Here is a 26,480-nt window from a genome sequence, read left to right as displayed (position 1 = left end):
TTAATCACTTACCAATAATATCTCAGCTGGCCTTAAATATGTTGTGATTATTGCTTGCAGGTGAATTCCCTGCCCCGAGAGATGAAATAAGGATTCCGCGGAACTGCTTAATCAGGTGAATTCCCTGCTTCCCACAATCTGTCCGCCCTCCATACTCACATAGACCTCCTTAACTGTCCTTCCACTCCTCTGGAGGGGGACAATCCATACCTCCACATTGGTGCCGTTCAGGTTTATTGAGCCCCTTGTGGGCTGTCCTGCTGTGTAACCGGACTCTGCGGCTATCTGCCTGGCCTCCTCGGCCGTAACATTCTCAGTTGTGTTTGTTCTGTTATCTGTCATGTTGGGTACGCTCACAGGTACAGGCTGTGGCTGGGGTTGGATTTGTGTTGAATCAGAGAGCCTCACCCTCTCCCCCTGATTGAATGAGCTGTATGAGTACACCGTTACAAGAACAGCGATGATGGCAATGATTGCAAGGGCCTTATACTCCCATCTAAGGTCACTGAACAAGAGAGATCCTCCGGACTTTTTTGATTGCTCAGGTGAGTTTAGTTATGGTTATGGTGCCGTTCTGGTTCCTCACAGTGTATGTGAATCCTGGAGTCATGTTGGTCGTGGTCACGTTGACCTTGGGTATAAGGTTGAGTCTGATGGTGCTTGACTTATAGAACACGGTGACCCTGCCATTCCTCACCTCAATTGTGTATGGAAAATCAGAGGTTAATGTGAGGTTAACAGCATAACCGGGACCATTGGTGTAGGCTGCATTCACCGCACCCACAACACGTTCACCCATCATCCTGGCCTCCCCAAGTTCACCCGCCTGTGTCCTTGAGAGTTCACTGTCCACCATGCTTACCATCCCCGCGATTATGATGAGAGCTATCAGTGTTGCGAAGAGGAAGTCTATGCTTAAAACACCAGCATCATCCATTGAATCACCCTAACTGTAATTGTTTGCTGCAAGACCCAGCAGGTTTTTGTAGGTTGCTGAGAGGCAGAATGGATATCCAAGGGGGTCATAAACGACATTATTCTTCACCTTGATGGTTGTCCCAGGGATTCCAAGGAAGTACTCCCTGTCAACCTTTGAGATGTACTGGTTGCCGTTGTGGTCCTCAAGTAGGGGGTCCCCTATTATGAAGGTGCTCATGCGGGTGTACTGGGGGTCCGCTGATGATGACCTGTTCTCAAGGCGGTCAAAGAATGAAAGGCCATACGGGTCCACAAAGTAGTAGGGTCTTGGTGTTATGTTACTGGGGTTGTCGGTCCCGTTGAGGCAGTACCAGAGGTTCTGAAGCCTCCCGTCCCTGTCAACGCTCTCATTGAGCCTGTAGTCTGCATATGTACCGTTACTTGCATAGTAGGGATACTTGTAGATCACGTTACTTGCACGGAACTTGGTGTTTATCCATATGTAGGGGTCCTCTATACCCTCAAGGCTCACATAGGATGACACCTGTGGCAGCCGGAACTCATATACCTGGTCCTTCTGAACAACCTTCACAGGTATGCCGCCGCGTATCTCCACTGAGAACCCGAAGGGGTCATTCTGTGTTATTGTAACGTCTGATGTGGTGAATGTTGCGTTGGTGTAATTGGTTATGGGTATATTGTTGATGTAGATCTGGCGGCCTGTCTGCCTTTCAAGCTCCTGTGATGTGTTTATGACGTTGGCGTTTATGGCATCAACGATATTCCTTGTTATGTTGGCCTTGCTGGTGCCGGCCGGGAAGAACTCAGCGTTATCTATAACATTCCTTGATGCATTGTATGCCGCGTTACGACCCGCATCCGCCGCGGCCTTCTCAACTGTCGTGTATATTGAGCCAACCACCGTTACGGTGACATCTCCACCCATTGTAAGGGCTGCCAGCATGTTGGCCTCATTGGCTATGCTTCCATAGGATATGGCGATTACAATTACTGGTATAAAGAGGAGTACTGCAAGTGGTGTGAATGCGTATCCATCCTCGTCACGGATTATGCCCATATCTAACTCCTCCACAGCGTTAGTCTAACAGGTAATGAATTGGGCATGTCCCCCGTGTAGAGGGCCTCGGTCCTTATAAGTGATGGGTCTATGTTGTAACCTGATGCCTGGAGCATCTCTATGAGCTCCTGCCTTGCAAGGGCCTGGGCCGTGTACGCGTCGTTGGCATATTCTGTGGCCCACATGTTTGCAAGGAATTTCGGGTATATGACAGCAACACGTGTACCTGAATATATCTCAGCATTGGAGTCCCCTGACTCCCAGCCCTGCCCTGAATTTATGGTGACACGTATATTATAGGTTCCAGGCCTTGCACTGTAGTTCCCAGGGGTCCCGCCCGTTGTGAATATCTTACTTCCTGCAACATCAATGGCCCCTATATCCAGTGAGAAGGGCACAGGGCCATTGTAGAGCTGGGTCCAGGCGCTGGTTGAGTTTTTAACCTCAACCTTAATGGTTTTGGTGTCAAGTCCGGCCCCCACGAAGAGCAGGACCTTCTTGGCATCTGTTCCAATGGCAAACTGCCTTACAGGTGCTGATACAGTGGTTGAGTTCTGGTAGCTTGCAAAGGGGTAGTTGTTCCACTGGATGGGTAATGATGTGTAGGAGACCGTGGAGTAGCAGTCAACAAGGCCCACCAGGTCGTAGTCCTGGCCAGGGACGTTGTCCCATATTGTCACCCGGACCTTGTTGGTCTGCCCGGACCTCAGGTAGTCCCTGATGTATATTGTGCCTGGCACGTTACCGTAACCGTCACTCACCGAACTGTAGTCTACTCCACCATAATCAAACGAACAGAAAGCCACATTCCAGGCGGTACCATTCCATACCTCCACAAGGGCATTGTCAACACCACCATATGGGTTGACAACTGTATAGGCATCGAGTATCCTTGAACCTGGGGGTATGGGGATGTCCTGCGTGACGCTAACCGCACATCCATCTGCGCTACCCCCATTAACGTTATCAATTACGAATGGCAGACCATTGGAGTATAAATGGTTCTGTCTCACCATACTGTTCCATGCTATCACCCTCCTTGTGTCGAGGTTGGTAACCGTACCCGTGTTGAGGTCATATATACGACCGTAACCCATGGTTCCATTTTTGTCCAGTCTCGTTAAGCTGGGTACTGCGAGACCAGCAGCGTCATTGAAGGCATATGTGCGGGTAATGATACCCTTCGGCACCTTTATTGTGTTTGTATAGTTTGCTATTATTGAAAACCATGGCAAATCGTAATCCCGGGTTCCCGTTGTGGTCATGTTGGTGAACTGGACATAGAACCTGTTTGAGCCGCCCACAAGTGACGTTATGTTCCCCTGATAATTGTACATGAGTTCCCTTGTTGTTCCGGGTCTGAGGTTAAGGAAGGTGAAACTATCGTTTCTGACAATATGGGGGACGTTGTTTATCACCACGTTGGCCCCGTATGATGCCTTGTTCCGCCGGTTACATGAGCCAAGGAGGAATTTACCCCAGTGGATGTTACTTGATGGGACCGAGAAGGTAATGTTCCGGGGTGCTGTCTGGTACCCCCAGTATGGTCTTGAATAAAGACTGTTCCAGAAATTGGAGAGCCAGTTATGGAAGTTCCACACGGTTGTTGTGGAGTTTATTTCCTGGTCCTCCAGTGTGACCTCCTCCATCTTGTACCATGCACGTCCAAGCCAGCCCTCCTCAGGACCTGAAATCACAATGGCCCTGGATGCGGTATCCCTTGATACGAGTATCCCGCTGTCATTCCTGAGGGTCGGGTACGGGCCCATTTTGAACTCATAACCAACTCCGGGTGGTAGCAGCGATCTCAGCTCAGAGCTTATCAGGTTCTCTGCGCCTGCCGTGTTGTTCCTGGAGTACATGGCGGCTGCAGAGTAGAGTGTCCCGTCCTGTCTCATGACATCCAGGGCGTCCGCTGCCAGGGCCTCAAGGTGCTGATGGTCAGACCCCATATAATTTGGAAGCGCAAAGTATGTCACAATTGATGCTGTGAATATGAATACAACAACCAGGGCCAGGACGGCATCGGTTGTGAATATGAATCCTCCCTCATCATCGCCAAAATCACGGATCATAACTGATCACCTGCATCAGGTAAATTATCATTTTAGCCAGAGGTACAGGACAAATCTGGCTGGCCTTAACCTCACGTTATCAAGTGTTATCTGATCTGGGGGGGTGCCTTTGGGCGCTGCAAGGATGTAGACATCCATTGATGCCCCGGGGTTACTCTGGGTTCTGACACTCAGTATGTTATCCCTGAATGTTGTGTTATTGTAGAGGTAGGTCTCATTTATCTGTTTCTTGATCTCTGTGATGTGCCTGTTTATCTCGTTTGGGGGCACAACACGGTTGTTGTTAACATCCACGAATGCTGAATCGTATCCCCTGTTGATTACAAGAACCCAGTAGTCGTAGATTCTAAGATATGCTTCATTGGTTGGGAAGTTGGTTGTGTATGTCCTTGGCTGCCCAGCATCCCTTATGAGGCCCTCTATTGAACCCACACGCTCAACCTTGGTGGTGAGGACGTAACGTTCAACCCTTGCAATGTCAGGGGCACTTGTGTTAAGGGTTCCAAGGGTTCTGACAGTGAGACCCTCGGTGGTGCTTATGTTTATATAGTAACCATACTCCGGACCCACAAGTTCCCCCATGTTGGTTGTGTTAATCCCCGCGATCTTTGCCGGGGAGAGGTAGTTCTTCTGGGGCATGTTTCTCACAGGGTCATACCTTGCAAGTCCTATGCTCTGGGGGTTTCCGAGCTGCTCCCAGTCTGGGGGGACACCAGAGGTTTCAACGAGGGCGTCTGCTATGTCAGATGCCTGGCGGTCAAGGGCGCTCTGATAGATTGTGCTCTGTGTTAAATACATTATGTTGTCCATATCAGCGGCAAGTATGCCCAGCATGATGGTTAATGGTATGAGAGCCAGAAGTATGTCAAGTGAAAATGCAAAACCCCTCTTATCAGACAGTATACCCCTCAATTTTATCCCCTTCTCTTTATATGTGATTATTTATGCCAGGAATGTTATATATACTTGATCATTCATATATGAGTAGGAGGATGATATAGATGGACTTCAGGGGTCAGATCTCAGCAGAATTTCTCTTGATCGTTTCATTCATAGTGATAATCGTGCTTGTATTCTCGTCAATTGCAGGTCCCCAGTCCCAGGAGAACAGTATAGCCGCCGCTGCAAGGGAGGGTGCCTCATCTGCGGTCGCTGAGATTGCATACACCAATATATCCATGAAGCCAGTAAAGGTCACGAAGACAAGCATAACAGGTGGAAGCAACAGAACTATAACTGTGTACTTTGACACGCCCATTCCCTCAAATTACAGGGCATTTGTGATAAACAGGACCGTTGAGTCCCTCTTAGGTCTCAATGGGGTAAAGCCGGTTAACAGCACCACCGTCAGGCTGGGGGATAGGACCTACACTGTACAGGTCTAGAAAACTATTCCCCACTTTTCCCAGTTACATCCAGGTACATGTCTAGAAAAAATTAATTTTTATTTATTATTCGATTACGTCCCTTCCACACCGGTTATTCTAACAGGCCTGTTACCCCTCATGCTCATGACGGACCCCTCAACTGCAAGCTTCACTGTATCCCCAACCTTCACATCAAAGCCCCCATTCTCAACGATGTAGACGTCTGGTTTAACGTTGCTCCTTATATCATAGTCAACCCTGACATAGGACGTGTTTTCACCTGTCTCTATAACCTCACCAAAGGTGTAGTCCCGCACATATCTTATTCTGAATATCAGAAAAACCACAGCCACAGCCAGCACAGCAAAGAGGAGTGTTGTGAGCGCCGGGAAAAATACAAATGGGAAGGCCATTGTGAGGGCAGAATTACCTGATACCAAGATTATAACGACCCCAACAGCCACGTACATCAGGAAAAAGTCCCTGTAGGCCTCAAAGTCCCCGGGGTACATGACCCTTATCTGGCGGTAGAGTATGTACAGGAGGAGTCCGAGGAGTATAAGTGCCGCCGGCATGAATACAATGAGCGATATGAAATTGAAGACGTATATTATCGAGAGCACGATGAATCCGGAGGCTGTTAACTGAAGTTTAAGGACCGCGTTTTCCTTCTCTGCTGAGTCAAAGTGCCCTGCCTTGATGATTATTGGGGCGTCGTCCTCAGGTAACTTGATGTCATGGTTCCTCGCCTCCTCAAGGATTTCCTGAACCTCCTCATCCTGCTGGGTTGGGATACGCTCCCCTATTGACTCAGCCCTTTCCCTGACCCTTCTTCTCACATCGTCAACATCAACCTCTGAGATTCCCTTCCGGAGATCAGATGTTATGCTCCTTATCCTAGCCGGAAGCCTTATGATTCCAAAGATTGCCGTTCCAATGAGTGTGAATAGGGTTATCACTGCACTGCCGAGTCTTGAGAAGAAACTCATTAAACCCCTCCTAGGTCCTTGTTACATTTGTTATGAGTACGGTGGTGGAGTTAAGTGGCCACTGAACCACTGCGCGGTACCAACCCCTCTGAACATTCACTGACTGTGATGTGAGGCTGTACTGTGTGGGGGCTGTTATATTTGACTTTGTACCGTTACTGTAGGTAACTGTGAATATCACGCTGTTATTGGCAAAGATGAGTGTGCCATCAACGGGGATGTAGAAACTCACGGTTCTCTTTGCCCCTGGCCCATTGGAATAGACTATATCTGCTGCATCTGAGAGTGTCTGAACAGCCACCTTGGCATCCGATGCCCTGGATACATCAGTACTCGCCTCTATTGAGCTCCCTATGAGGGGTATGGTCACGCCACCCAGCACAAGGAGGACCACGAGTATGAGTAGGAGATATTCCAGGGAAACCTGTCCCCTGCTATCCATGCGGATCACCTTCAACATTTAATATCTCAGCTGATATTTATGTGGAGGCACTCTTAAATACTTGGCTAAAATACCAGGTCAAATGCCCTGAAGAGTATCACCGCAAGGTCACCCACAAGGAGTGAGATCACAAGCCCGATGAGTATTGCGGGGGCAAATGGCAGGCCCCTCCTTATGCGGAACTCGTCTCGGATCTTTCCGCTATCCACAAGGTCCCTGAGTGTCTGGATCTCCTCATCCCCCAGGCCGGCGGCCATTGCCGAAATTACAGGTTCGCCCCTGTAGGTCAGTGTGGAGACATCCCCTGTCCTTGCAGCGGTCCTGAATCTGTCGGTGAATGAGGTGTCATCAAAGTAGTATTCATCACCCTTTCTGTAGAGTGTGTGGGCGAGTATCATGCCCTCCCTCAGTTCATCCACGTGCATGGTATCCTGCAGGGCCTCCCTTGTGATTGATGTCAAAAGTTTTCTTATGAGCTGTATGGCTGTTATTGAGACCCAGAGCACAACAACGCCACTCACGGTTAACTCAAAGTTCCTGTAGAGGGAGTAGACGATTATAACAGATACAATCACAGCCTTCACCCTGTTGGGGAGGCGTGATATGACCATGGTGAGGAGGTATATCAGTATGAGTGAGAGCACTATTATCTGGAAGGGTAGAAAGTCTGTTATGATGAAAGTGAGCGTCACCGCCGATGTGATCACAAGGGCAAGGAGCATGTTTGTCCTATACTGTTTGAGGGGCTCCATGAATTCATCCATGAGGTCCCTCCTTGATGTGTAGATTATGAAGAAGACGTATACCAGGAGAAATGGTAATAGGGACAGTATGCTGTTTATTATAAGTGTTAAAGGGAACGGATAAGTTGCTGTTACAGGAAAAGCCACCCCTCCAATGGTGTAATCCACAATTGATGGCTGGAAGGGTAGAAGAGCCGTGATGGCCGTGAATAGCTTGACGTCACCACCGGCCCAGGCACCCATCCTCCAGAGGATGTAGCCAAGGGCAAATATGCCCGCCGTGAAGATGACGGTGTATATGAATATCCAGGGGTCTGCCTCGGTGTAGGCCCTCAGGGCGTTAAAGGCAAGACCAAGACCAATAACAGGAAACGTGAGGCGGTTGGGTATTAAACCCCTCTTTATATCACTGTATGAGGCATAGAAACAAACGATAAGCGCTATGAAAACAGAGATCAGTTCCATGACCATAAAATCACTCCTCTAATGGTAAACATCGTTAAGAGAATCTCATATTTCAGGACTCGTTTTTAATTAATTCTCAGAGTGAGGATATTTAAGTTTTTGTGAAGAGATCTCAGATTGTATGCAGAGGTTACAAACCAACAGTGGATACGGAGAGATTGCGTCAGGACAAAAAATCAACCAGTAATCTTAGAAAACTTGATAGAAGAACATCTGTTATCATGCTTGTAATATTATCCTTGGGGACGTTCTGGGTGTTGAAAGGGGTGAACGTGCTAATTACCTCATTGAGAGGCATGGCTTCCATGATGGCACTGCAAAAGGTTGAATCCATACTAACCGGATTATGTCCTTGTAACCCACGATCGCCTCAAAGACAGGGTTACTGAATACTCTAGTATGGAAGCTGGAACTTCACAGGAACAGAGACACTCTACTCCACAGGTACCATCACCTCACTTGAACCACTAAGAAGTAGCGACGACCTTTTATATGTTGTGGATGTGTGAAATTCAATGGGTGTGAATGTTTCGAGGCTTTACCTGGTGAATGGAACCCCAAGGATTATTGAGGGTGACCCCGATTCAGATATCGTTGCATTCGCACTCCTTCAGAGAAACCGGACCGTGGTACTCCAGAGGGAGTATGAGAGGTCAATGTTTGTGAGACTTGTGATTCTGGGTGATGGTGGTGGTGTATTCAGGGCTGTTATGAGGAGCGGGGATGTCACGGTATGGGAGCCTGTTATAGGGAAATTTGAAAAATAGGTTAAAGGAATCAGGATTCCCTGTTTTCAAATGCCGCCTTCAGGAATGATACGAAAAGTGGGTGCGCCCTGTTTGGTCTTGATTTGAACTCAGGGTGGAACTGGCATCCCAGGAACCATGGGTGATCCCTGATTTCAACAATCTCCACCAGAAACTCGTCGGGTGATGTCCCTGAAATCACAAGGCCCTTATCCTCAAGTTCATCCCTGAATTCATTGTTCAGCTCAAACCTGTGCCTGTGCCTCTCAGTTACAAGTTCCTCCCCGTAGGCCTCATGGGCGAGGGTGCCCTCCCTGACCCTGCACTCATAGGAGCCGAGCCGCATGGTTCCACCCATCTTCCTTATCCTCTTCTGCTCCTCCATCATGTCAATCACAGGGTAGGGTGTGTCCTGGTTGAACTCTGTACTGTTGGCGCCCTCCATTCCATTGAGCCTTGCAAACTCTATCACCATGCACTGCATCCCCAGGCATATGCCGAAGATGGGAATCTTCTCCTGAAGGGCGAATCTCACAGCATCGAGTTTTCCTGAGATACCCCTCTCACCGAAGCCGCCCGGGATCAGTATGGAGTCAAGGTGTCTGAGTTCATCCACACTGAAGTTATCATCGGCACTTATCCATTCAATTTCAACGCGGATTCCCAGGTGGGCTGCGGCGTGCCTGAGGGCCTCCCTTATACTTATGTAGGAGTCCTCAAGTTCCACGTACTTGCCCACTATTCCAACTGTCACCACCGGCTCATCTATCATGAGGGATTCCACGATTTTTCTCCACTCCTTAAGATCCGCCCCTCCCTCAACATCCAGTTCTATCCTCTTCACTATGTATTCACCGACATTTTCACTGTCAAGGACCAGGGGGACCTCATATATGGATGATGCGTCTGGGGCGTTTACGACCGCCTCCTCCTCAACGTCACAGAAGTGGGCTATCTTCTTTTTGAGTGATGAGTCTATGGGCATCTCACTGCGGCAGATTATCATATCGGGGTTTATACCCGTACTCCTGAGCTCCTTTGTGCTGTGCTGTGTTGGCTTTGTCTTGAATTCCCCTGCAGCCCGTAGATATGGTACATAGGTTACATGGACGAACATGACATTCTCATGGCCCTCCTCATTCCTCAACTGCCTCAGAGCCTCCAGGAACGGCTGTCCCTCTATGTCACCCACGGTTCCGCCCACCTCAACCAGGACGACTTCGGCCCCGCTTTTATCTGCAATCCCCCTTATCATGGATTTGATCTCATCGGTGATGTGGGGTATTATCTGCACACATGAGCCCAGGTAGTCGCCGGACCTCTCCTTGTTGATGACAGACAGGTAAACCTTACCGGTGGTTATGTTGGCCTCACCGGGAAGGTCTGAGTCCAGGAAGCGCTCGTAGTGGCCCAGGTCAAGGTCAGTCTCCATACCATCATCGGTAACAAAGACCTCACCGTGCTGGTAGGGGTTGAGGGTCCCCGAGTCCCAGTTGAGATAGGGGTCTATCTTGATGGCTGTCACGGAAAGCCCGTATGATCTCAGTATCCTTCCAATTGATGCTGCTGTTATCCCCTTGCCTATGGAACTTACAACTCCTCCTGTTACAACAATGTACTTGGCCAGATGAACCAACTCCTGATTGGTTTAATAAGATTAATGGAATAGTCTATGTGGCTCATAGGTATTAAAAATTCGTACCCTGAAGCCAGAACCTAGAGGGTTTTCATTACCTCTATGAGTCTGTGACCCTCCTCAAGGCCCAGTGAGCCCTCTCTGACGGAAAATTCATCGTATGATTTTACAGCATCGGGTTCAATACCATCACCTGCAAGTATGCAGGGTACAGGGTCAGGTACATGGGTTTTCACCTCGACGGGTGTCGGGTGGTCCGGGAGCACGGATATCCTGCAATCGTATTCTGTCATAGCATCAAGTATCCTTCCCAGTACGAAGTGGTCTATGTTCTCTATCGCCTTTATTTTCTCCTCAACGTCACCTGCGTGTCCAGCCTCGTCGGGTGCCTCCACATGGACAAAGAGGAAGTCGTATTCCTCGAGGGCTGCTGCGGCGTACCTCCCCTTGGCCCTGTAGTCGGTGTCAAGGTAGCCTGTTGCGCCGGGGACATGGATGTTCTTGAGGCCCGCATACACACCAAGGCCCTTTATCAGGTCAACGGCTGTTATTGTGGCGCCCTTCAGACCATATTTCTCAGCGAATGGTTCCATCGATGGTCTGGTGCCCTGGCCCCAGAGCCATATCATGTTTGCTGGCCTCTTTCCCCTGGCAATCCTTTCATGGTTGACCCTGTGTGATTCAAGTATCTCCCTTGAGCCGAGCATGAGCTCCCTTATATGGTCTGCCTCAGGTGACCCCCCTGGAAGGTGATGGTCCAGGGGTTCGCCCACGATGTCATGGGGGGGTTCGACTCGCACATCGGTATAACCGGCTCCCGTGATGACAAAGAGGTTCCTGTAGCTCACTCCGGGATAGAATCTTCCCGGGGTTTCAAGGTGTGTGTTGAGGGTATCTATGAGCTCTGCTGCATCATCTGTTTCAATGTGGTCAGCGTTAAAGTCCACTATCCTCTCATCTGCATTTATCAGGTTGCATCTGAATGCAGCGTCCTCAGGGGAGAGCTCCACACCTATACTTGCAGCTTCAAGGGGCCCCCTTCCTGTGTAGTAGCGTCTGGGATTGTAACCCATTATGCTGAGGTTAGCCACATCTGAGCCCGCCTCCATGCCCTCTGGTACTGTCCTGAGGAGTCCGCATGCGCCTTTCTCTGCAAGCTGGTCCATGTTGGGTTTATCCGCAACCTGGAGTGGTGTCCTGCCATCAAGTTCATCAAGGGGATAATCTGCCATTCCATCTCCAACAAGAATAACATACTTCATGATAATCACTGTGAGATTAAAATGTAATTCCATTATCATTACTGCTGGGATTAAAAAAACATTAAAATATTATCTGCTATCTCTGTGCCGCCGCCATATGGTGAGTGTGTCTGTTAGCATTGCCGAGGCTGTCTCCAGGGACCCGGCACCCCTCCCAACCACTGTAACTTCACCTGCAAGGTCTGTCCTGAGGGTTGCCATGTTGAGTGTCCCGTCAACAGCGTAGGGGGACCCCATCCTCACGAGCCTCGGGCCCACCTCCAGTGTATCATCTGATATTTCAGCGATGAGCTTTATGAGGTAACCCTCCTGGGCTGCCAGTTCAATGGCCCCCTGTGTTATGCCTGTGATACCCTCCACACTGACATCCCTGAGGGTGCATGGCCTTCCGAGGATTGCATTGGCGAGTATAACTGCCTTGCATGCGGCGTCTGTACCCTCAACATCCTGCGCCGGGTTGGTCTCTGCTATACCAAGCTCCTGTGCCTCAAGGAGGGCCTGTTCATATGATGAACCCTCTGAGGTCATCCTTGATAGTATGAAGTTTGTGGTGCCGTTCAGTATCCCTATAACCGATTCTATGCTGCAGGATGTGAGGGTCTCCCTTGCAAGGTTTATTATGGGCATGGCCCCACCGACAGATGCCTCGAACATGAGCTCTGCACCGGTCTCTGAGGATAGCTCCATGAGTTCAGAGTAGAAGAGTGCCAGGTGCCCCTTATTGGATGTTACAACGTGTTTACCATCCCCGAGGGCCTTAATGAGGAGTGACCTTCCGGGTTCACCATCCGTTATGCTGGTGGGGGTTGCCTCAACCAGGCAGTCGTATTCAACCTCATCCAGGAGTTCAAGGCCGCTCATACCCTCAACTCCACTGGGGTGTGAGCCTACACCCTCCTCCCTCTTGTGTCTGAGGATTTCAGCTATATCAAGACCGTTTCCATCATGAATTGCCCCTGAAGAATCTGCAACACCGGTGAAGGTCAGCTCCAGACCATACCTTTTTTTGAGGTATTCACCCTTGAGCTGTGCCGCCCTGAGGAATCCCTGACCCACCGCTCCAAGACCAACCAGACATATCCTCACTCTCATCACCCCTAGACCTCTGTTATGAGGAGGAGGTCATGTCTCCTGGCGGCCTCCTGGATCCTCTCAAGGACCATTTCACTGGTTCCATGTTCGGCCTCAACGGTTATCCTGGCTGACTGTCTTTCCCCGGACATTCTGAGTGAAAGGTCAGATACAGAGGCGCCTCTGACGCTGTTTATTGCCTCCACAGCCTCATGGAGGTCTCCCTCTGAGATTTCGCCTATGAGTATGCTTGTGAATTTCTCCCTGAGGGGGGCGCCGTCCATCTCGATTATGTTAACACCCCGCTCCTGGAGTTTGCTGATGGCCGCGTCAAGGGTTTCCCTGTCACCCTCCACCGTGAGCTGTACAGGTACCATAGGCCCGTATTCACGGTCCCTCTCATGTATAACCGTCACTATATTGGCACCGGAGCTTCCCAGAGGCTCCAGTACAGATAAAAGCTGGCCGGGGGCATCCCGGAGTTCAATCACCAGGTTTAACCGCATCCTTAACACCTACTGGGTCCATTCACCCCTCTCAACAACTATGTTGCCGTCCTCATCCACCGGGGCGTTTCTGAGGATCTTCTCAGGGTCAGTCTTCTCAACCTCATCCTCACTTGTCCTGTTAAGGTTATCAACGATGTAATATGTTTCCTCAAGTTCAGGGACGTTTTCAAGTGCCCTTGAGAATTCCTCGAGGATCTTCTCAGCCTCTTTCTCTATCTTCATGCAGGATTCCTCCTAGTGTGATGGGTAATCGTGAATGTGAACATATGAGTCTACTATTGATGTGCAGTGATATAAATGCTTAGATCAAGACACGACAAATTTAGAGAGGCGAACCCATGATGGGATCATCTCTGAACCACACCACCTTCATTCATAAGCCTCCTCAGGAAGGACTCATGGTCGAATCCAGGGAGCACCCTCCTTCTAAGTATCCGATCAACCCCTGAACCGTACTGGGCCGCCTTCTTGGGCCTCTTTGCAATGTACTCAGGGACTCCCATCTCAGAAGCCACCTCCCTGAGGATGTGCTTTCTCATCTCATCATCGGGGCCAGTTATCTTGAAGCAGGTGGGGACCCTGAGGGCTAACTCTATAACCTCCAGGCCAAGGAAGGGGACCCTGAGTTCCACCGAGTTTGCCATTGTAACAGCATCATCCCGTTCAAGGTTGACATGGTAGATGTTCTCCAAATCATGCCTCAGCGCCTCTTCAAGGTTTCCATCCTCAAGGAGCCTCCTGTAGCGGTGGTATCCTGCGAAGAGCTCATCGGCTCCCTGCCCTGAAAACATTACCCTGAAACCTGCAGCCGACGCCTCCCTGGATGCAAGGTAGAGGGGCATGGCAATGGCGATCTGCATGGGGCTGTACACCTCAATCGCACCGAGGACGTGGGGAAGTGCACTCCTCACGGTTTTCTCTGTAACCTCAATTACATTGAGGTCCATGCCAAGGTCCTCTGCTGCCCTTGATGCGAATTCAACATCCGCCGATCCATGCGTGCCCACGGTGTAGAGGGTGATGTCCAGGTATTCGCTGAGGAGAACCGCAAGGAGGGTGCTGTCCACACCACCTGAGAATACAAGTGCTGCCTTGTTGAGTCCGCGGGTCCTCTTTTTTACCGCCTCCCTGATAGCAGATTTCAGGAGACCTTTAAGTTCATGGGGGCTCTCAGTGCATTTTCTGGGCTGGGGGAGTCCCCGCAGCTTCACCATCCTCCCATTTATAATGGCGTGACCAGGTTGAAGACTCTCCACGTTCCGCAGACCTATACTCCACAGGGCCTTTCTCTCCGATGCAAAGGCCTCCCCTGAATGGTAGAGTGGCTTGACACCCACAGGGTCCCTCACCGCCGCAAGGTTCTTTCCATCGGTGTAGATGAAGGCGTAGTCCCCGTCAAGTTCACTGACTGCAGATCGGATTGCATCCTCAAGGTCGCCGCCGTGGCCCTCTATGAGGTCCAGTATGAGGTGGGCATCGCCCCCAGCTGGGATGTCATGACTGTAGATTTCACCGTTGAATACCAGAACACCATCACCTGCAACCGGCTGGGGTCCGCCCACTATTGAGAGGAGGTTGTGGCCAAGTGCAATGTCCTCTGATGGAGGGGCCTCAAGCACATCCTCCCCCTCACTGGTTTTTATGGTGATCCTGCCGTCATGGTAGAGGCCTCTTGCATCGGGGCCCCTGTGTCCAATTGTTCTGAGCATCGCGGCGACCTTGTCCCTGGCGCCCGCTCCCCTGAACCCTGCTATACCACACATCCATGTCACTCTGGGGGCTTCAGGCCACCTTTTCACCGGCCTCTGGTCCCGGCTTTACTGAGTATATTTCCTCAACAGTCATGAGTATGGCGGATTTTGGTTCAAGTTCTGTCATGACGTTCTGGGCCCATTCAACGACCATGTCAAAGTATTTGCCTGATTTGAAGATTTCAACTGTTCCCTTGAACTGGTAGGGGCATTCCCTGGCGTTCTGTGGTATCAGTGCCATCTTTGGGTTTTCATGGAGGTTTCTTATGGTCTTCTTCATGTAGTTGTCTGCAATGAGGATGGTCCTCTCATCAAGTGGCCTTGCGAATCCTATGGGGACCACGTTTGGTGTGCCCTCCTCATCGGCGGTTGCAACAAAAACGAGTTCCTTTTCGATGGCATCCATCATCTCACGACTCATCATATAATATCACCATTTACCTATTACTCGATGATCAGTAGATAAAGTTAACTCCGGTTCTTCAGGATTGTTATTGTGCCCTTGAATACGTTTTAAACCGTTATAAGACGTTATATAGGCCTATAAAGCATCAAGCTCCTTTCTAATGTCTCCTGAATTGAGTGTGCCCCTTGAGGATTATATGGGCCTGCCACCACACCATGTTAAATCACCTCTGGAGAGCCCCTATACTTAAAATGGAATCCAATTAAAATCCGGCTGAAATATTGGGTTCTATATGTGCCTTTCAGCTGGATAAAGAATTGGGAATTGTCATTCAGCCCATTCTGGAGATGGAAAGAGCATATTCATCTATCCTGAAAATGAAAAGATTTCATAAAGCCTATTTTGATTTAAAAGGTTCATATAAGGCTCTTTTAGGTCAAATAAACCAAAATATTTATATATAACCTTAAATTCAAGTTTTTAATGTCACAGTGACCCTACCAGGCACTGTGGATTGGAGGCGGTAAAATTTCGGTAAACATGAGACTGGTGTGCATGCTCACTGCATGCATGCTCCTCATGAATACGGCAGGATATGCAGTGGCAGCTGATGATACAGCTTTCGAGAGTGAAGTGGAATGTGAGAAGTCACTGGATCAGTGTTCAAGTTTAAATGAAAGTTACAGTGAAGACATGGTGGACAGTGACAGCGACGGCACATTGCCTAGCGGGGCCGATCATCTGAGTGCAGATAACACCGAGCCCCCTGTTTCAGTGGACAGAGAAGCGTATACACCTAACACCACAGATAAACCTGTAGTGGCAGATGCAGACATGGCGAACGTCAGTGGCAATTCAGGCAGCCATTTCCAGGCTGCAGGTGATAATTCAGGTGTGAACCATGCAAACACACTTAGCGCTGCAGTTGACCTCAAAAAGTACATGGAAACCTACGGTAAGCTGCCATCAACAGTATCAGTGGGAAGCCAGAAGCTGACAGTTGCACAGTTCCTTGACCTGATGCTCAAGGACCTACTTAAAACTGCAGGAAAATCAGCTTCACTTACAGTGCGTTCAGTGAAAGCCGCGCCGAACCCATCAGGGTCAGCGACGGGGCAGCTCTCAAAGTCAGCCTACATCAAACTCGCAGAGAATGTGCTGAAGTTCATAAACAGTAACGGCAGGGCACCCAACTATGCGAGTTCCAGTATCGGCAGGATATCCTTTGATAACCTCATATACGCGGTTTCAAGGATCCTTGCATTCCATGCTGATAGTGGCAGACTCCCCAACTACGTCACGGTGAAGAAGATCAGTGCTACATCAACAACCCCATCATCATCGCTTAAGAGCGCTGCAGTTGACCTCAAAAAGTACATAGAAACCTACGGTAAGCTGCCATCAACAGTATCAGTGGGAAGCCAGAAGCTGACAGTTGCACAGTTCCTTGACCTGATGTTAAAGGACCTCCTTAAAAGTGCAGGAAAATCAGCTTCACTCACAGTGCGTTCAGTGAAAGCCGCGCCGAACCCATCAGGGTCAGCGACGGGGCAGCTCTCAAAGTCAGCCTACATCGAACTTGCAGAGAATGTGCTGAAGTTCATAAACAGTAACGGCAGGGCACCCAACTATGTGAGTTCCAGTATCGGCAGAATATCCTTTGATAACCTCATATACGCGGTTTCAAGGATCCTTGCATTCCATGCTGATAGTGGCAGACTCCCCAACTACGTCACGGTGAAGAAGATCAGTGCTACATCAACAACCCCATCATCATCGCTTAAGAAGAGACCTGAGAATGACCCCTACAACGGTGAGGGCACCTCCCGGTACCTTTCGGCAACAGCAAACTGCCAGGTGAATGACACGGCAATCAGGTCACTGGCAGCCAGCCTAACCTCAGGCCTCACCAGTGCATGGGATAAGGCAACAGCGATATTCAAGTGGGTACGCGACAGCATCAGCTACAGCTTCTACTACAACACAAGATACGGTGCCACTGGCACGCTAAAAACAAGGACAGGTAACTGCGTGGATCATTCACACCTCCTGGTGGCCCTCTTCAGGGCTGCAGGGTTACCTGCCAGGTACGTGCATGGTACATGCACCTTCACCTCAGGTAACACCTACGGCCATGTCTGGGCCCAGGTACTTGTGGGTGACACCTGGTACGCTGCAGATGCCACGAGTTCACGAAACAGTCTCGGCGCTGTATCAAGCTGGAACACTGCTACAGCAAAGATTAAGGGAATATACGCAAGTCTTCCCTTCTAGTGGTTTTTAAACCACTATTTTATTCTTTTTTTAGTGATGAATTGAGTCCTAAATTTAAGAATAATGGTTCTCAATAGCATCAGTACCTTGCAATGAGCAGACTGTTCACTATAACAAAGAGCGACAGGCCCATATCACCCACAGCAACCGCTACCCACAGGGGTACGGAACCTGTGACAGAGAGCACTGCAAGGGATAGTTTAACTGTAACCGTTAAAGCCGTGTTGATTCTCACGGTGCGGATGGTCCTCCGGCTTAGATCCATGAGTTCATCTATCCTCTCAAGGTCATCCTCCACAAGGGTTATATCGGCTGTTTCAAGTGCCACATCCGATCCCCGGACACCCATTGCTATCCCCACGTCTGCAGCTGCAAGGGCCGGTGCATCGTTAACACCATCACCCACCATTGCAACGGGTCCCCTCTTTCTGACCTCATCAATAACCTTCATCTTATCCTCAGGGAGGAGACCTCCCTGGTAGTTTTCAACTCCAAGCTCCCCTGCAACCTCAGCTGCAACCTCCTCGGTGTCCCCTGTCAGCATCATAATCTCAAGTCCCCTATCCCTGAGTTCTGAGATTGTCCTACTAGCTGAATCCCTGATGGTATCTGAGAGGGTTATCTTTCCTGCTATTCCCTCTGGCCCCTGAAGGTAGACTGTGGTCCCCTTACCTGGGCTGGCACCGACAAGCTCAGGGCTTCCAATGGTGTACTTCACCCCGTTGATGTGGCCTGAAACACCCTTCCCTGGCATGGACTCAAATTCACTGACCTCATCTGTTTCTCCATGGTAGGAGTCCACTATGGCCTCTGCGATGGGGTGACCTGACCTCCTCTCAAGGGAGGCTGCAATCCTTAGAATCTCATCCTTCCTCTCGACGGGTTCAACTGAGGTGACCCTGGGGGATCCCTCTGTGAGGGTTCCTGTTTTATCGAAGATTATGTTTCTCACCGAGGCCATGGCCTCCAGGAACTCCGAGCCCTTGATGAGTATACCCCTTCTTGCAGCGGCGGTCATCCCTGAGACCATTGCAACCGGTGTCGATATGAGGAGTGCGCATGGACATGAGATTACAAGAAGGACAAGGGCCCTGTACACCCATGTCCCGATGGATCCACCCATTATGATAGGGACTGCTGCCGTTAGAACCGCAAGGGCTATAACAGCTGGAGTGTAGACTGATGCGAAGCGTTCTATGAACCTCTCCCTGCGGGACCTTCTGGTGGCAGCCCTTTTAACGGTTTCAATAACACCTGCAAGCACCGTGTTATCTGCTTCCCTTGTAACCCTGACCTCCAGGTATCCGTCAAGGTTCCGGGTACCTGCAAATACATCACTGCCCTCCTGGACAGTTATGGGAAGGGATTCCCCTGTTATATTTGACTGGTCCACCTTTGACCTGCCCCTGGTGACTGTTCCGTCGAGTGGGATGGTTTCGCCGGGTTTTATACCGATTATGGACCCTGATCTAACCTCTTCGACCTTAATTATGTTCTCCCCATCACCAAGGACCCTTGCGGTTCGAGGTCTGAGCTTTATGAGTGATTCCACTGATCTGTGGGATCTTCTGTGGGCGTACTCCTCAAGGTACTCTGCGATGTTATATAAAACCGTTACAAGGGCCGCCTCTGTGTAGTCACCCAGTAATATGGCCCCAGCGGCTGCTATGAGTATGAGGAAGTTCACTGTGAAGCGTCCCCTCAGAACTGATCTGATTGCTGGTGGGAATATCCTGTAGCCGGCAGCCGCCACTGAGGCAAGTAGAAAGGGGACTGAGATCAAACCACCTGCGAAGCTGAGGATGATTCCTGATATGAGGAGCGCGCCTGATGCTGCGATGATCCGTATATCTTTATCCCCCTCCTCCGGGGAACATGAGCTGCATTCACACCCCATACAATTCACCTGAACATATGAATACACATTCATATGTATTCATATTATATAAGTGTTCCTTAATATCAGTAATTGTAGAAGGCGCCAGTAAAAAACCCTCAAAAGTCCAGAAGGGAATTAGTGAAATAAAAAAAAGAAGGGGATTACTTCCTTGCCCTCGCAATCTTTCTTGCAATCACAAGTTCACCTATGGCTATCAGACCCACAAAGAACTTTTCAAGGCCACCTGTAGCCCATATGGCCTCGCCAAATGTGGAGTTCCTGATCCTCTCCTCGTATTCCTTCGGCTTGATCCTCTTACCAGTGCGCCTCCTTGTGATGATTGCTGCGGCCTCCATGAGTTCGTCCCAGCTAACACCCTTGAGTTCACTGTTCATGGCCTCAAATATCTTGTAGACCTTGATCTCATAGAGCTGTGAGAGGGTCTCAACGATGTCAAAGGACCTCACAACACCGACAACCCTTCCCTCATCATCCAGTACAGGGACACTAACAAGTTTGTGGTGGGCTGTTTCAAGGACCGCCAGCCGCGCCGGGTCGTTCTCATTGACGTGGACTATCCTCTCAGGGGGCTGCATGACATCGGATACAAGTTCAACTCCATCCCTGAGTCCCCTCATAACATCAAAGCTTGTAACCCATCCAACAAGCTTCCCCTCATCATCAACAACAGGTGTTGTGAATTTCCTTGTCTTCTCCATCTTCAGGGATACATCAACAACCCGGTCCCCAGGGGAGACGGCTATAAACTCCTTATCCATTATCTCCTTAACTTTCATCTGACAACCTCTCCAGTTTAAGTGCTGCCACAGGACACTTAGACGAACAGACCTCACAGAGGATACATTTATCTCCATCAACAACAACTTCCCCATCCTCAATCCTTATGGCTCCGGTGGGGCAGTTCTCCTCACATACAAGGCACTCAACACATGCATCCTGATCAACCATGAGTCTACGGGTCTCAATGACAGGTCCGAGTTCCCTTTCAAGTTTTATGGCATCTGAGGGGCACACGTTGACGCAGGCACCGCATCCAATGCATATGGATCTATCAACCGCTGCAGTTTCCCCCACCCTTATTGCGCCTGTGGGGCAGAACCTCTCGCAGGTGCCGCAGGCGGTGCATTTATCTGTAACCTGAATATCCCTCATGCGGAGTGTTCTGTGGGGAATCCTCAGGTATTCAAGGTTGTATGTGACATCCTCATCAATTGTGGCTGTGCTCTCAACAACATTTATACATCTCACGGGACAGGTCTGGGCACATATCTCACATTTAACACAGTTATCGAGTATCCTGGCGGCCCGTGAGGCAGATGAATCTGATATTGCGTCAACAGGGCACTCCTCAACGCAGAGGTTGCACCTGACGCACTTTGGTGTTATGTCTATGAATTTATCGCGAACACTGCACCTTCCAAGTTCCACCCCGACTTCCTCAGGGCTCTCCTCAAGGTCCATCGACTTCAGTGCAACGTCCCTCTGGAGATCATCAAGTTTCTTTTTAAAGACAATATCCATGATACAACCCCGGTATTTGTTCAATCCTTAAAGAGATTAACATGATCCTCCTCTATTAGTTTAAACATGTTCACTTAAATTATTTTCCAGAATCACCGCGCTTTTCCTGATAGGTATCCCTGAGGTACCCCTCCAGAACCTCAAGGGCCTCCCTCCCTGGGAGGGACGATGTGGCACCGTAGCCCTCTATGCACCTTGATGCCATGTAGTTTCCAAAGAGGCATGACACCTCAAGCCCATGTCCTGAAAGCCATGCATAGAGGAAACCTGCATTGAATGCATCCCCGGCGCCCGTTGTATCCCTGCAGCTGGTCTCGAGTGCCTCAACCATCACCTCGGAGCCATCGAAGGCCCTGACACCCTCAGAGCCCATCTTCATGACAACCACGTCAACCCCCAGTTCTGCCGATGCCATGGCAGGGTCAGGGGATCCTGTCAGGATCTCCAGTTCCCTCCGGTTGACCAGGAGAATGTCTGTCCTCTCAAGGATACCCTCAAGTTCAGATGCGCCCCGCTCCGCATATAGGTGGCCGGGGTCGAGGCTCACTGTCACAGAGTCATCGATGACCCCCAGGACCTCCCTCTGGACCCTGATACCTGATCCTGCAAAGGATGTGAGGTGCAGTAGCCTGGTTTTCAGTGCCTCCTCCCGGACCTCATCCATGCTGAGGGTGTCGTTAACCCCGGGGTCCACATAGAGTGCCCTGTTTCCCTGGGGGTCAACGAATCCCATGACCCTGCCGCTTCTTCCCTCATCTGAAACGGCAACGTAATCGGCGACACCCCCCCCCTTCAGGTTCTCCCTTAGGATGGAACCCTCCCTGTCACCGGCAACCTTGCCGATGAAGGCCGTCCTCAGGCCAAGCCTTGCAAGGCCTATTATGGTGTTGGCTGCTGATCCACCGCAGGACTCCAGGATACTGCGTACAAAGACCTCCTCGTCGGGTCCTGCTATCCTCTCAACCATGTGGAGCTGGTCCATGTTAAGGGCCCCGAGGCCCACGGCATCGAATAACATCAGAGAACACCATGAAGGTCTATCCTGTGGTCCCCAAGTTTACCATCATAGTTACCCGCTGACACCATCAGGACGCCGTCGTAGCGGCAGACAGTCTCTATACCCGCCCTCATGGCCTCCTCAAGTGCCTCAAGGGACAGGCCATTTATGACTATCTCCGGTATGTACCCGACCCCCTCAGGGACCTTTGACTTATCACCCAGTAAGTCTCTGAGACTTGGACAGTAGGGGTGGTTGGTTGTGGGGCCTATCCAGGGGTAATTGGTCTCGGGCTTGGAGGCGGCCGAGCAGATATCGAAGGGTGTTACAACACCCTCAACCTCCCCTATGGCATTTATGGCGGCCCTTCCAGCCTCAAGGACGGTTTCAGGGTCCCTGCACATGTACCAGAAGTTGGCCCCCATGATCGCATCCCTGTACCCCATCTTTGACTCAATCTTAAAGTCCGGGACCGCTATGGGGATGTTGATCATTTCACGGCCACCAAACTCCTCAATCCACTCATAACCGTCCCCACAGTGGCCCACATGCTTCATCATATCCATGTACCCCTCAGGGTCAGGTGTGGAATTGTAGAGGGCTGTGAATGGTTTCACCAGTATGTCCTGCCTGATCCTGTAGGAGAGTTCAACCTGGAACTTCTCCAGGTCGGGGAGGGCATAGTAGAACTGTACAGTGGCCCCTGGCCTCCCATCTGGTGTTTCATCAGCCGAGTGGAATGATTCAACGCCACCCTCAACTCTCCCTATAACCGCGCCTGGGGTTGCAGTTGAATCGTAGGCCGCCCTCCTTACGGTTTCCATGTCACGGGCCGTTATGGTGGCCCTCACACACCTTCCGGTGAAGGCCTCTGAAAATGTATCCTCGATCACCGTTCCGTTAATCTCCATAATCAACACCTGACGATCCATTCAGCCCAGGGACCCCACATCCTCCCCTCTGATCCTCTTCCTGACTGCGAGGCTCTCCTCAACGAGTTCATCGGTATCATCCACCGGTGTGATGGTTGGGTAGGCGTCCCGGAATATGTTCTCGAATCTCTCAGCAACCCTGAAGTCCACCCTGAAGGATTCAAGGGCCCTTTCAGGGTCATCGGAGTACGCCTTAACGAATTCCATTACGTAGTTCCTCCCGAACCTTGAGTGGAGGTCCACGAGTGGCAGGAGGGCCCTTGCATCCTCGGATATGACGGCAACCTCGGCCTCCCTGAGTGCGTACCTGTTGCCGTTGAATGAGATGGGTATACCCTTCCCCCTGAGTTCCCTGAGGGGCTCGACATCTGTTATGCTGTCACCCACATACATGGCCGCCTTCGCTGTTAAACCAAGTTCAGAGAGTATCCCTTTCAGGGCGACCCTCTTACCGTCCCCGCCAACAGTCTGGACCTCCTCAAGGAGCCTCCCTATCCTCATCTGTGGTATTTTCTTGAAGAATATCTCATCCAGGTCCTGGAAGTCTCCATCAATGACTTCCTCCCTGAGTTTCATGAGCATCTCCCTTTCATCATCCCCAACAGGGACGTTGAGGGTGAGGGTTGTGTGGCGGGTGTTCTCAATGGGGAAGCCTGTCCGCCTGCAGAGGGCCTCTATGTAGTGCCTGTAACTTGTGCTTATTATGTAGGCTGGCATGAGCTGCATGGCAAGCTCGAGGGTCTCCTCTGCCCCTGGTACAAGTTTGAGGGTTTCCTCTGAGAATTCAATTAGCTTCTCATCGGTGACACCGTAGGCCACCAGGAAGGGGACTATGAGTTTCAGGGTGTCCCCTGCATTGTAGCCGGGCCTTTTTATCTCATCTGCCAGTATGTCATCAAATTCGCTGACCTTCCTGAAGAACCTGTCACCTTCAGGCATGAAGTGGGCCGCGGCCTCGAATGCGTTGTCGTTCAGTGAAACCGGGCCCTCGCAGTCTGTCACAAAGACCCTATTCAAGGTTATCATCCTCCAGGTTAAGTTTCACTGCGGTAACAGGGCATATGTCCTGGCATTCACCGCAGAGTATGCAGGTGTCATCATCAACCTCCACCTCACCATCCATTGCCATGGCATCAACGGGGCAGTGGTTGACACAGACACCGCACCTCTGGCAGATGACATGATCCACCTCCACTGAACCGCTTCTTGGTCCCCTGAGGATTCTGCGCTCAAGGTATATCCTGCCATCGGATGCCCTGAAGCCCTCCTCTGTTATTTCAACTGCATCAACAGGGCAAACTCCTCTGCAGCGACCGCAGAAGACGCATCCATCCTTTATCTCAACAGGGGCTGGTGTTACCGGTTCTATAACTCCAACCGGGCACTCGGTGACGCATAGCCCGCAGCCGATGCACCTCTCCTCAAGGACCCTTATGCTCCTCTTTGGCTTTGTGAAGTCCACTATATGGTTGAGTTCCAGGATTTCAAGGTCCGAGTCAACGAGTTCCTCTATACCTTCCCTTATTTCATCTGTGACATCCACACTGAACTCGGGTTCATCCCTGGAGAACCTTCTCTTCACGCTCCTCAGAACCGAGTCTATCCTGCCAAGGTTCCTTACGAGTTTCTCTGATTCCCTCTCAAGGATCTCCCCTGCTATCTCCATGTTATTTAGCTTTGAGAAGTTTTCGTATGCCCTCTTTCTGGATGAGTACTTTATGGCTGCTGATGGGCAGACATCCATGCACTCCTCGCACCTTGCACAGTATGATGGGTCTATGTAGGGGAGCCTGTTGATCTTACCAACCTTTATGGCGCCCCTGGATGGGCAGACCCTGGTGCAGGTCATGCAGCCTATGCAGTCCCTCTGGTTAACCACAACAGCCTTTCCACCCACCACGGATCTCGGCAGGATCTCACCATATTTTATGGCCTCTGTGGGACATGCCCTTGCACAGTAGCCGCACCTGACGCATTTATCCTCGTCTATCTCACTGTGAACCCCTGTCTTCCCTGATGATGTCAGGTGTATGGCCCCTGTCCTGCAGGCAGATACACAGGCACCGCAGCCACGGCAGATCCTGGGGTTTATCACAGGGACGTTCTCCCTCACTGGCTCCCCGAGGATTGTCTTCATCCTTATGGCATCGTAGGGGCAGGCCTCCCTGCAGAGGACGCAGCCAAAGCAACGGTCATCTATCTCAACCTCCCCTGTGTCCGGGTCGATGTGCACGGCATCAACAGGGCATGCATTCAGGCAGGGCTTATCAGGGCAGTTCCTGCATTTCTCATGGTGGATTTCATAGTCAACGTCAACTTCCCTCAGGGGCTTTACGGGTTTTGCTGCAGCTGGAATGTTATCATCTCCTCATCACTTTACAGGAAGCGCCGCCGGTTTTATGGTGATCCTGATCACTTCCTCACCGTTGGACTCGTCAATGAGGAACCTTGCAACGTAGTACCCGGCAACACCGAACGGGCAGGTCTGGTAGCATGTGCTGCACCTGAGACACTTTTCAGGGTCCCTCACGACTCCCTCATCCTCCGAGTAGGTTATGGCACCCGATGGGCACTCATCTACGCATAACCTGCACTGAACACACTTCTCAGGGCTCCATGTTATGATCCTCATCTTCAGGCGGTCTGTTATCATCTCAAGGATGTCCCTGGTTATATCCTCATCGGGCAGAATCTCAAGGGCCCTTTCAAGGAGGGGTCGCAGGGGGTGGTTCATCCTGTAGACCTCACCCGCCCCGAGTTTCTTTATATCATCACTGCGCTCCTCGATGGCCGCCTCCAGTTCATTGACAGCCAGGTTTATAACCATCTTCTGTTCCTCAACATATGCCACGTGTATCCTCTTGAGCGCACCCTTGACAGGGCACTTCTCAAGGCAGTCACCGCATGCTATGCACCTGCTCTGGTCAATCTCGACCCTGCCGTCCTCCTCAACGATGGCATCAACCGGGCAGGCCTTCATGCATTTCCTGCAGCGTATGCAGAGGTAATCGTCTATCACGTAGAGCTTCTCTGAGGGTACGATTGTGAACTCTTCCCTTATGAGGTGGTTCTCACCGCATTCTATAGTCTTGGGGTCGGTGGGGCAGACCTCGGCGCAGAATCCGCACCTGATACAGGCCCCCCTCACTATCACCGGGTAGGTCAGGCCCTCCTCCTCGGAGGTGTCGGTATCGCGGACCAGTTTTATCGCGCCGGGGGCAGGGCATGCTGTGGTGCAGGCCCCGCAGCCTATGCAGTACTCCTTATGTACTGTGGGGAAATCCCTGAACCTTTCGGGTTTTTCAAGGATCTCATGTTCTGTATGTGCATTTGCAAATTTCTCTGCCCATGATTTGCGGGCAAACTCGTAGAGGTACCATATTACAGAGGACATAGGA

The 26,480-nt window shown here is 50.6% G+C and carries 26 protein-coding genes; 3 read left to right on the top strand and 23 right to left on the bottom strand.

All coding sequences use genetic code 11. The features are described from left to right. Positions 1-111 precede the first annotated feature (111 nt). The 5 genes from MTBMA_RS04055 to MTBMA_RS04035 are packed head-to-tail and all read right to left on the bottom strand — an operon-like array spanning position 112 to position 4,983. Positions 112-513: a hypothetical protein gene (locus MTBMA_RS04055; protein ID WP_013295644.1), complete on the bottom strand. Its 402-nt coding sequence runs from the start codon at positions 511-513 to the stop codon at positions 112-114. A 28-nt stretch (positions 514-541) separates the two neighbouring features. Then, positions 542-937, bottom strand: coding sequence for a hypothetical protein (locus MTBMA_RS04050; RefSeq protein ID WP_013295643.1), 396 nt, complete (start codon positions 935-937; stop codon positions 542-544). Positions 938-946: 9 nt separating this feature from the next. Beyond that, complete coding sequence (locus tag MTBMA_RS04045; protein WP_013295642.1) at positions 947-1,996, bottom strand: hypothetical protein; 1,050 nt, start codon at positions 1,994-1,996, stop codon at positions 947-949. Between the two features lie 2 nt (positions 1,997-1,998). Further along, positions 1,999-4,071: a hypothetical protein gene (locus MTBMA_RS04040; RefSeq protein ID WP_013295641.1), complete on the bottom strand. Its 2,073-nt coding sequence runs from the start codon at positions 4,069-4,071 to the stop codon at positions 1,999-2,001. 27 nt (positions 4,072-4,098) lie between these two features. Continuing rightward, a complete protein-coding gene (locus MTBMA_RS04035) occupies positions 4,099-4,983 on the bottom strand; it encodes a hypothetical protein (RefSeq protein ID WP_013295640.1) in 885 nt (294 codons plus the stop codon). A gap of 89 nt (positions 4,984-5,072) precedes the next feature. On the opposite strand from MTBMA_RS04035, the gene MTBMA_RS04030 reads away from it, so the two are divergent. Then, positions 5,073-5,456: a hypothetical protein gene (locus tag MTBMA_RS04030; protein WP_013295639.1), complete on the top strand. Its 384-nt coding sequence runs from the start codon at positions 5,073-5,075 to the stop codon at positions 5,454-5,456. 74 nt (positions 5,457-5,530) lie between these two features. Here the strand turns inward: MTBMA_RS04030 and MTBMA_RS04025 are convergent, their stop codons facing one another. The 3 genes from MTBMA_RS04025 to MTBMA_RS04015 form a co-directional block, all read right to left on the bottom strand. Then, complete coding sequence (locus tag MTBMA_RS04025; protein ID WP_013295638.1) at positions 5,531-6,427, bottom strand: DUF2101 family protein; 897 nt, start codon at positions 6,425-6,427, stop codon at positions 5,531-5,533. A gap of 10 nt (positions 6,428-6,437) precedes the next feature. Next, positions 6,438-6,869, bottom strand: coding sequence for a class III signal peptide-containing protein (locus tag MTBMA_RS04020; protein WP_013295637.1), 432 nt, complete (start codon positions 6,867-6,869; stop codon positions 6,438-6,440). 65 nt (positions 6,870-6,934) lie between these two features. Then, positions 6,935-8,083, bottom strand: coding sequence for an A24 family peptidase C-terminal domain-containing protein (locus tag MTBMA_RS04015; protein ID WP_013295636.1), 1,149 nt, complete (start codon positions 8,081-8,083; stop codon positions 6,935-6,937). Positions 8,084-8,592: 509 nt separating this feature from the next. On the opposite strand from MTBMA_RS04015, the gene MTBMA_RS04010 reads away from it, so the two are divergent. Then, positions 8,593-8,844, top strand: coding sequence for a hypothetical protein (locus MTBMA_RS04010; protein WP_013295634.1), 252 nt, complete (start codon positions 8,593-8,595; stop codon positions 8,842-8,844). Between the two features lie 10 nt (positions 8,845-8,854). Here MTBMA_RS04010 and pyrG read toward each other — a convergent pair whose 3' ends face one another. From pyrG to MTBMA_RS03975, 7 genes are all read right to left on the bottom strand, one after another. Beyond that, positions 8,855-10,459 (bottom strand): glutamine hydrolyzing CTP synthase, encoded by a 1,605-nt coding sequence (gene pyrG, locus MTBMA_RS04005; RefSeq protein WP_013295633.1) that lies wholly within the window; start codon positions 10,457-10,459, stop codon positions 8,855-8,857. Between the two features lie 80 nt (positions 10,460-10,539). Next, complete coding sequence (locus MTBMA_RS04000; RefSeq protein ID WP_013295632.1) at positions 10,540-11,721, bottom strand: cofactor-independent phosphoglycerate mutase; 1,182 nt, start codon at positions 11,719-11,721, stop codon at positions 10,540-10,542. A 69-nt stretch (positions 11,722-11,790) separates the two neighbouring features. Further along, positions 11,791-12,813 carry a homoserine dehydrogenase gene (locus MTBMA_RS03995; protein WP_013295631.1) on the bottom strand — a complete coding sequence of 341 codons (1,023 nt, stop codon included), beginning with the start codon at positions 12,811-12,813 and terminating at the stop codon, positions 11,791-11,793. A gap of 5 nt (positions 12,814-12,818) precedes the next feature. After that, positions 12,819-13,283, bottom strand: a complete 465-nt coding sequence (locus tag MTBMA_RS03990) for an ACT domain-containing protein (RefSeq protein WP_238523404.1) — start codon at positions 13,281-13,283, stop codon at positions 12,819-12,821. A 24-nt stretch (positions 13,284-13,307) separates the two neighbouring features. Then, positions 13,308-13,523: an Asp-tRNA(Asn) amidotransferase subunit GatC gene (gene gatC, locus MTBMA_RS03985; RefSeq protein ID WP_013295629.1), complete on the bottom strand. Its 216-nt coding sequence runs from the start codon at positions 13,521-13,523 to the stop codon at positions 13,308-13,310. A gap of 125 nt (positions 13,524-13,648) precedes the next feature. After that, entirely contained in the window at positions 13,649-15,064 is a 1,416-nt protein-coding gene (locus tag MTBMA_RS03980) for a DUF7411 family protein (protein WP_013295628.1), read from the bottom strand. Between the two features lie 19 nt (positions 15,065-15,083). Further along, the gene (locus MTBMA_RS03975) at positions 15,084-15,476 is read right to left on the bottom strand and encodes a pyridoxamine 5'-phosphate oxidase family protein (protein ID WP_013295627.1); all 393 of its coding nucleotides are present in this window, start codon (positions 15,474-15,476) and stop codon (positions 15,084-15,086) included. A 522-nt stretch (positions 15,477-15,998) separates the two neighbouring features. On the opposite strand from MTBMA_RS03975, the gene MTBMA_RS03965 reads away from it, so the two are divergent. Next, positions 15,999-17,732: a pseudomurein-binding repeat-containing protein gene (locus MTBMA_RS03965; RefSeq protein ID WP_013295626.1), complete on the top strand. Its 1,734-nt coding sequence runs from the start codon at positions 15,999-16,001 to the stop codon at positions 17,730-17,732. A gap of 79 nt (positions 17,733-17,811) precedes the next feature. Here the strand turns inward: MTBMA_RS03965 and MTBMA_RS03960 are convergent, their stop codons facing one another. From MTBMA_RS03960 to MTBMA_RS03925, 8 genes are all read right to left on the bottom strand, one after another. Beyond that, positions 17,812-19,629, bottom strand: coding sequence for a heavy metal translocating P-type ATPase (locus MTBMA_RS03960; protein WP_013295625.1), 1,818 nt, complete (start codon positions 19,627-19,629; stop codon positions 17,812-17,814). Between the two features lie 143 nt (positions 19,630-19,772). Continuing rightward, entirely contained in the window at positions 19,773-20,408 is a 636-nt protein-coding gene (locus MTBMA_RS03955; RefSeq protein ID WP_013295624.1) for a CBS domain-containing protein, read from the bottom strand. Continuing rightward, positions 20,398-21,153: a 4Fe-4S binding protein gene (locus tag MTBMA_RS03950; RefSeq protein ID WP_013295623.1), complete on the bottom strand. Its 756-nt coding sequence runs from the start codon at positions 21,151-21,153 to the stop codon at positions 20,398-20,400. The genes MTBMA_RS03955 and MTBMA_RS03950 overlap by 11 nt, the downstream gene beginning before the upstream one ends. Positions 21,154-21,232: 79 nt before the next feature. Further along, complete coding sequence (locus MTBMA_RS03945) at positions 21,233-22,171, bottom strand: carbohydrate kinase family protein (protein WP_013295622.1); 939 nt, start codon at positions 22,169-22,171, stop codon at positions 21,233-21,235. Then, positions 22,171-23,061, bottom strand: a complete 891-nt coding sequence (locus tag MTBMA_RS03940) for a formylmethanofuran--tetrahydromethanopterin N-formyltransferase (RefSeq protein WP_013295621.1) — start codon at positions 23,059-23,061, stop codon at positions 22,171-22,173. The genes MTBMA_RS03945 and MTBMA_RS03940 overlap by 1 nt, the downstream gene beginning before the upstream one ends. Positions 23,062-23,082: 21 nt before the next feature. After that, complete coding sequence (locus tag MTBMA_RS03935) at positions 23,083-24,108, bottom strand: energy-converting hydrogenase A, subunit R (RefSeq protein WP_394295881.1); 1,026 nt, start codon at positions 24,106-24,108, stop codon at positions 23,083-23,085. Beyond that, the gene (locus tag MTBMA_RS03930) at positions 24,092-25,381 is read right to left on the bottom strand and encodes a 4Fe-4S dicluster domain-containing protein (protein ID WP_083772488.1); all 1,290 of its coding nucleotides are present in this window, start codon (positions 25,379-25,381) and stop codon (positions 24,092-24,094) included. Before MTBMA_RS03930 ends, MTBMA_RS03935 begins: the two co-directional genes overlap by 17 nt. A gap of 72 nt (positions 25,382-25,453) precedes the next feature. Continuing rightward, the gene (locus tag MTBMA_RS03925) at positions 25,454-26,476 is read right to left on the bottom strand and encodes a 4Fe-4S binding protein (RefSeq protein ID WP_013295618.1); all 1,023 of its coding nucleotides are present in this window, start codon (positions 26,474-26,476) and stop codon (positions 25,454-25,456) included. Positions 26,477-26,480 lie beyond the last annotated feature (4 nt).

This window comes from Methanothermobacter marburgensis str. Marburg (assembly GCF_000145295.1).
GTDB classification, from domain to species: domain Archaea; phylum Methanobacteriota; class Methanobacteria; order Methanobacteriales; family Methanothermobacteraceae; genus Methanothermobacter; species Methanothermobacter marburgensis.
Note: the sequence above shows the minus strand (reverse complement) of the source record. Positions and strands in the feature narration are given on the sequence as shown.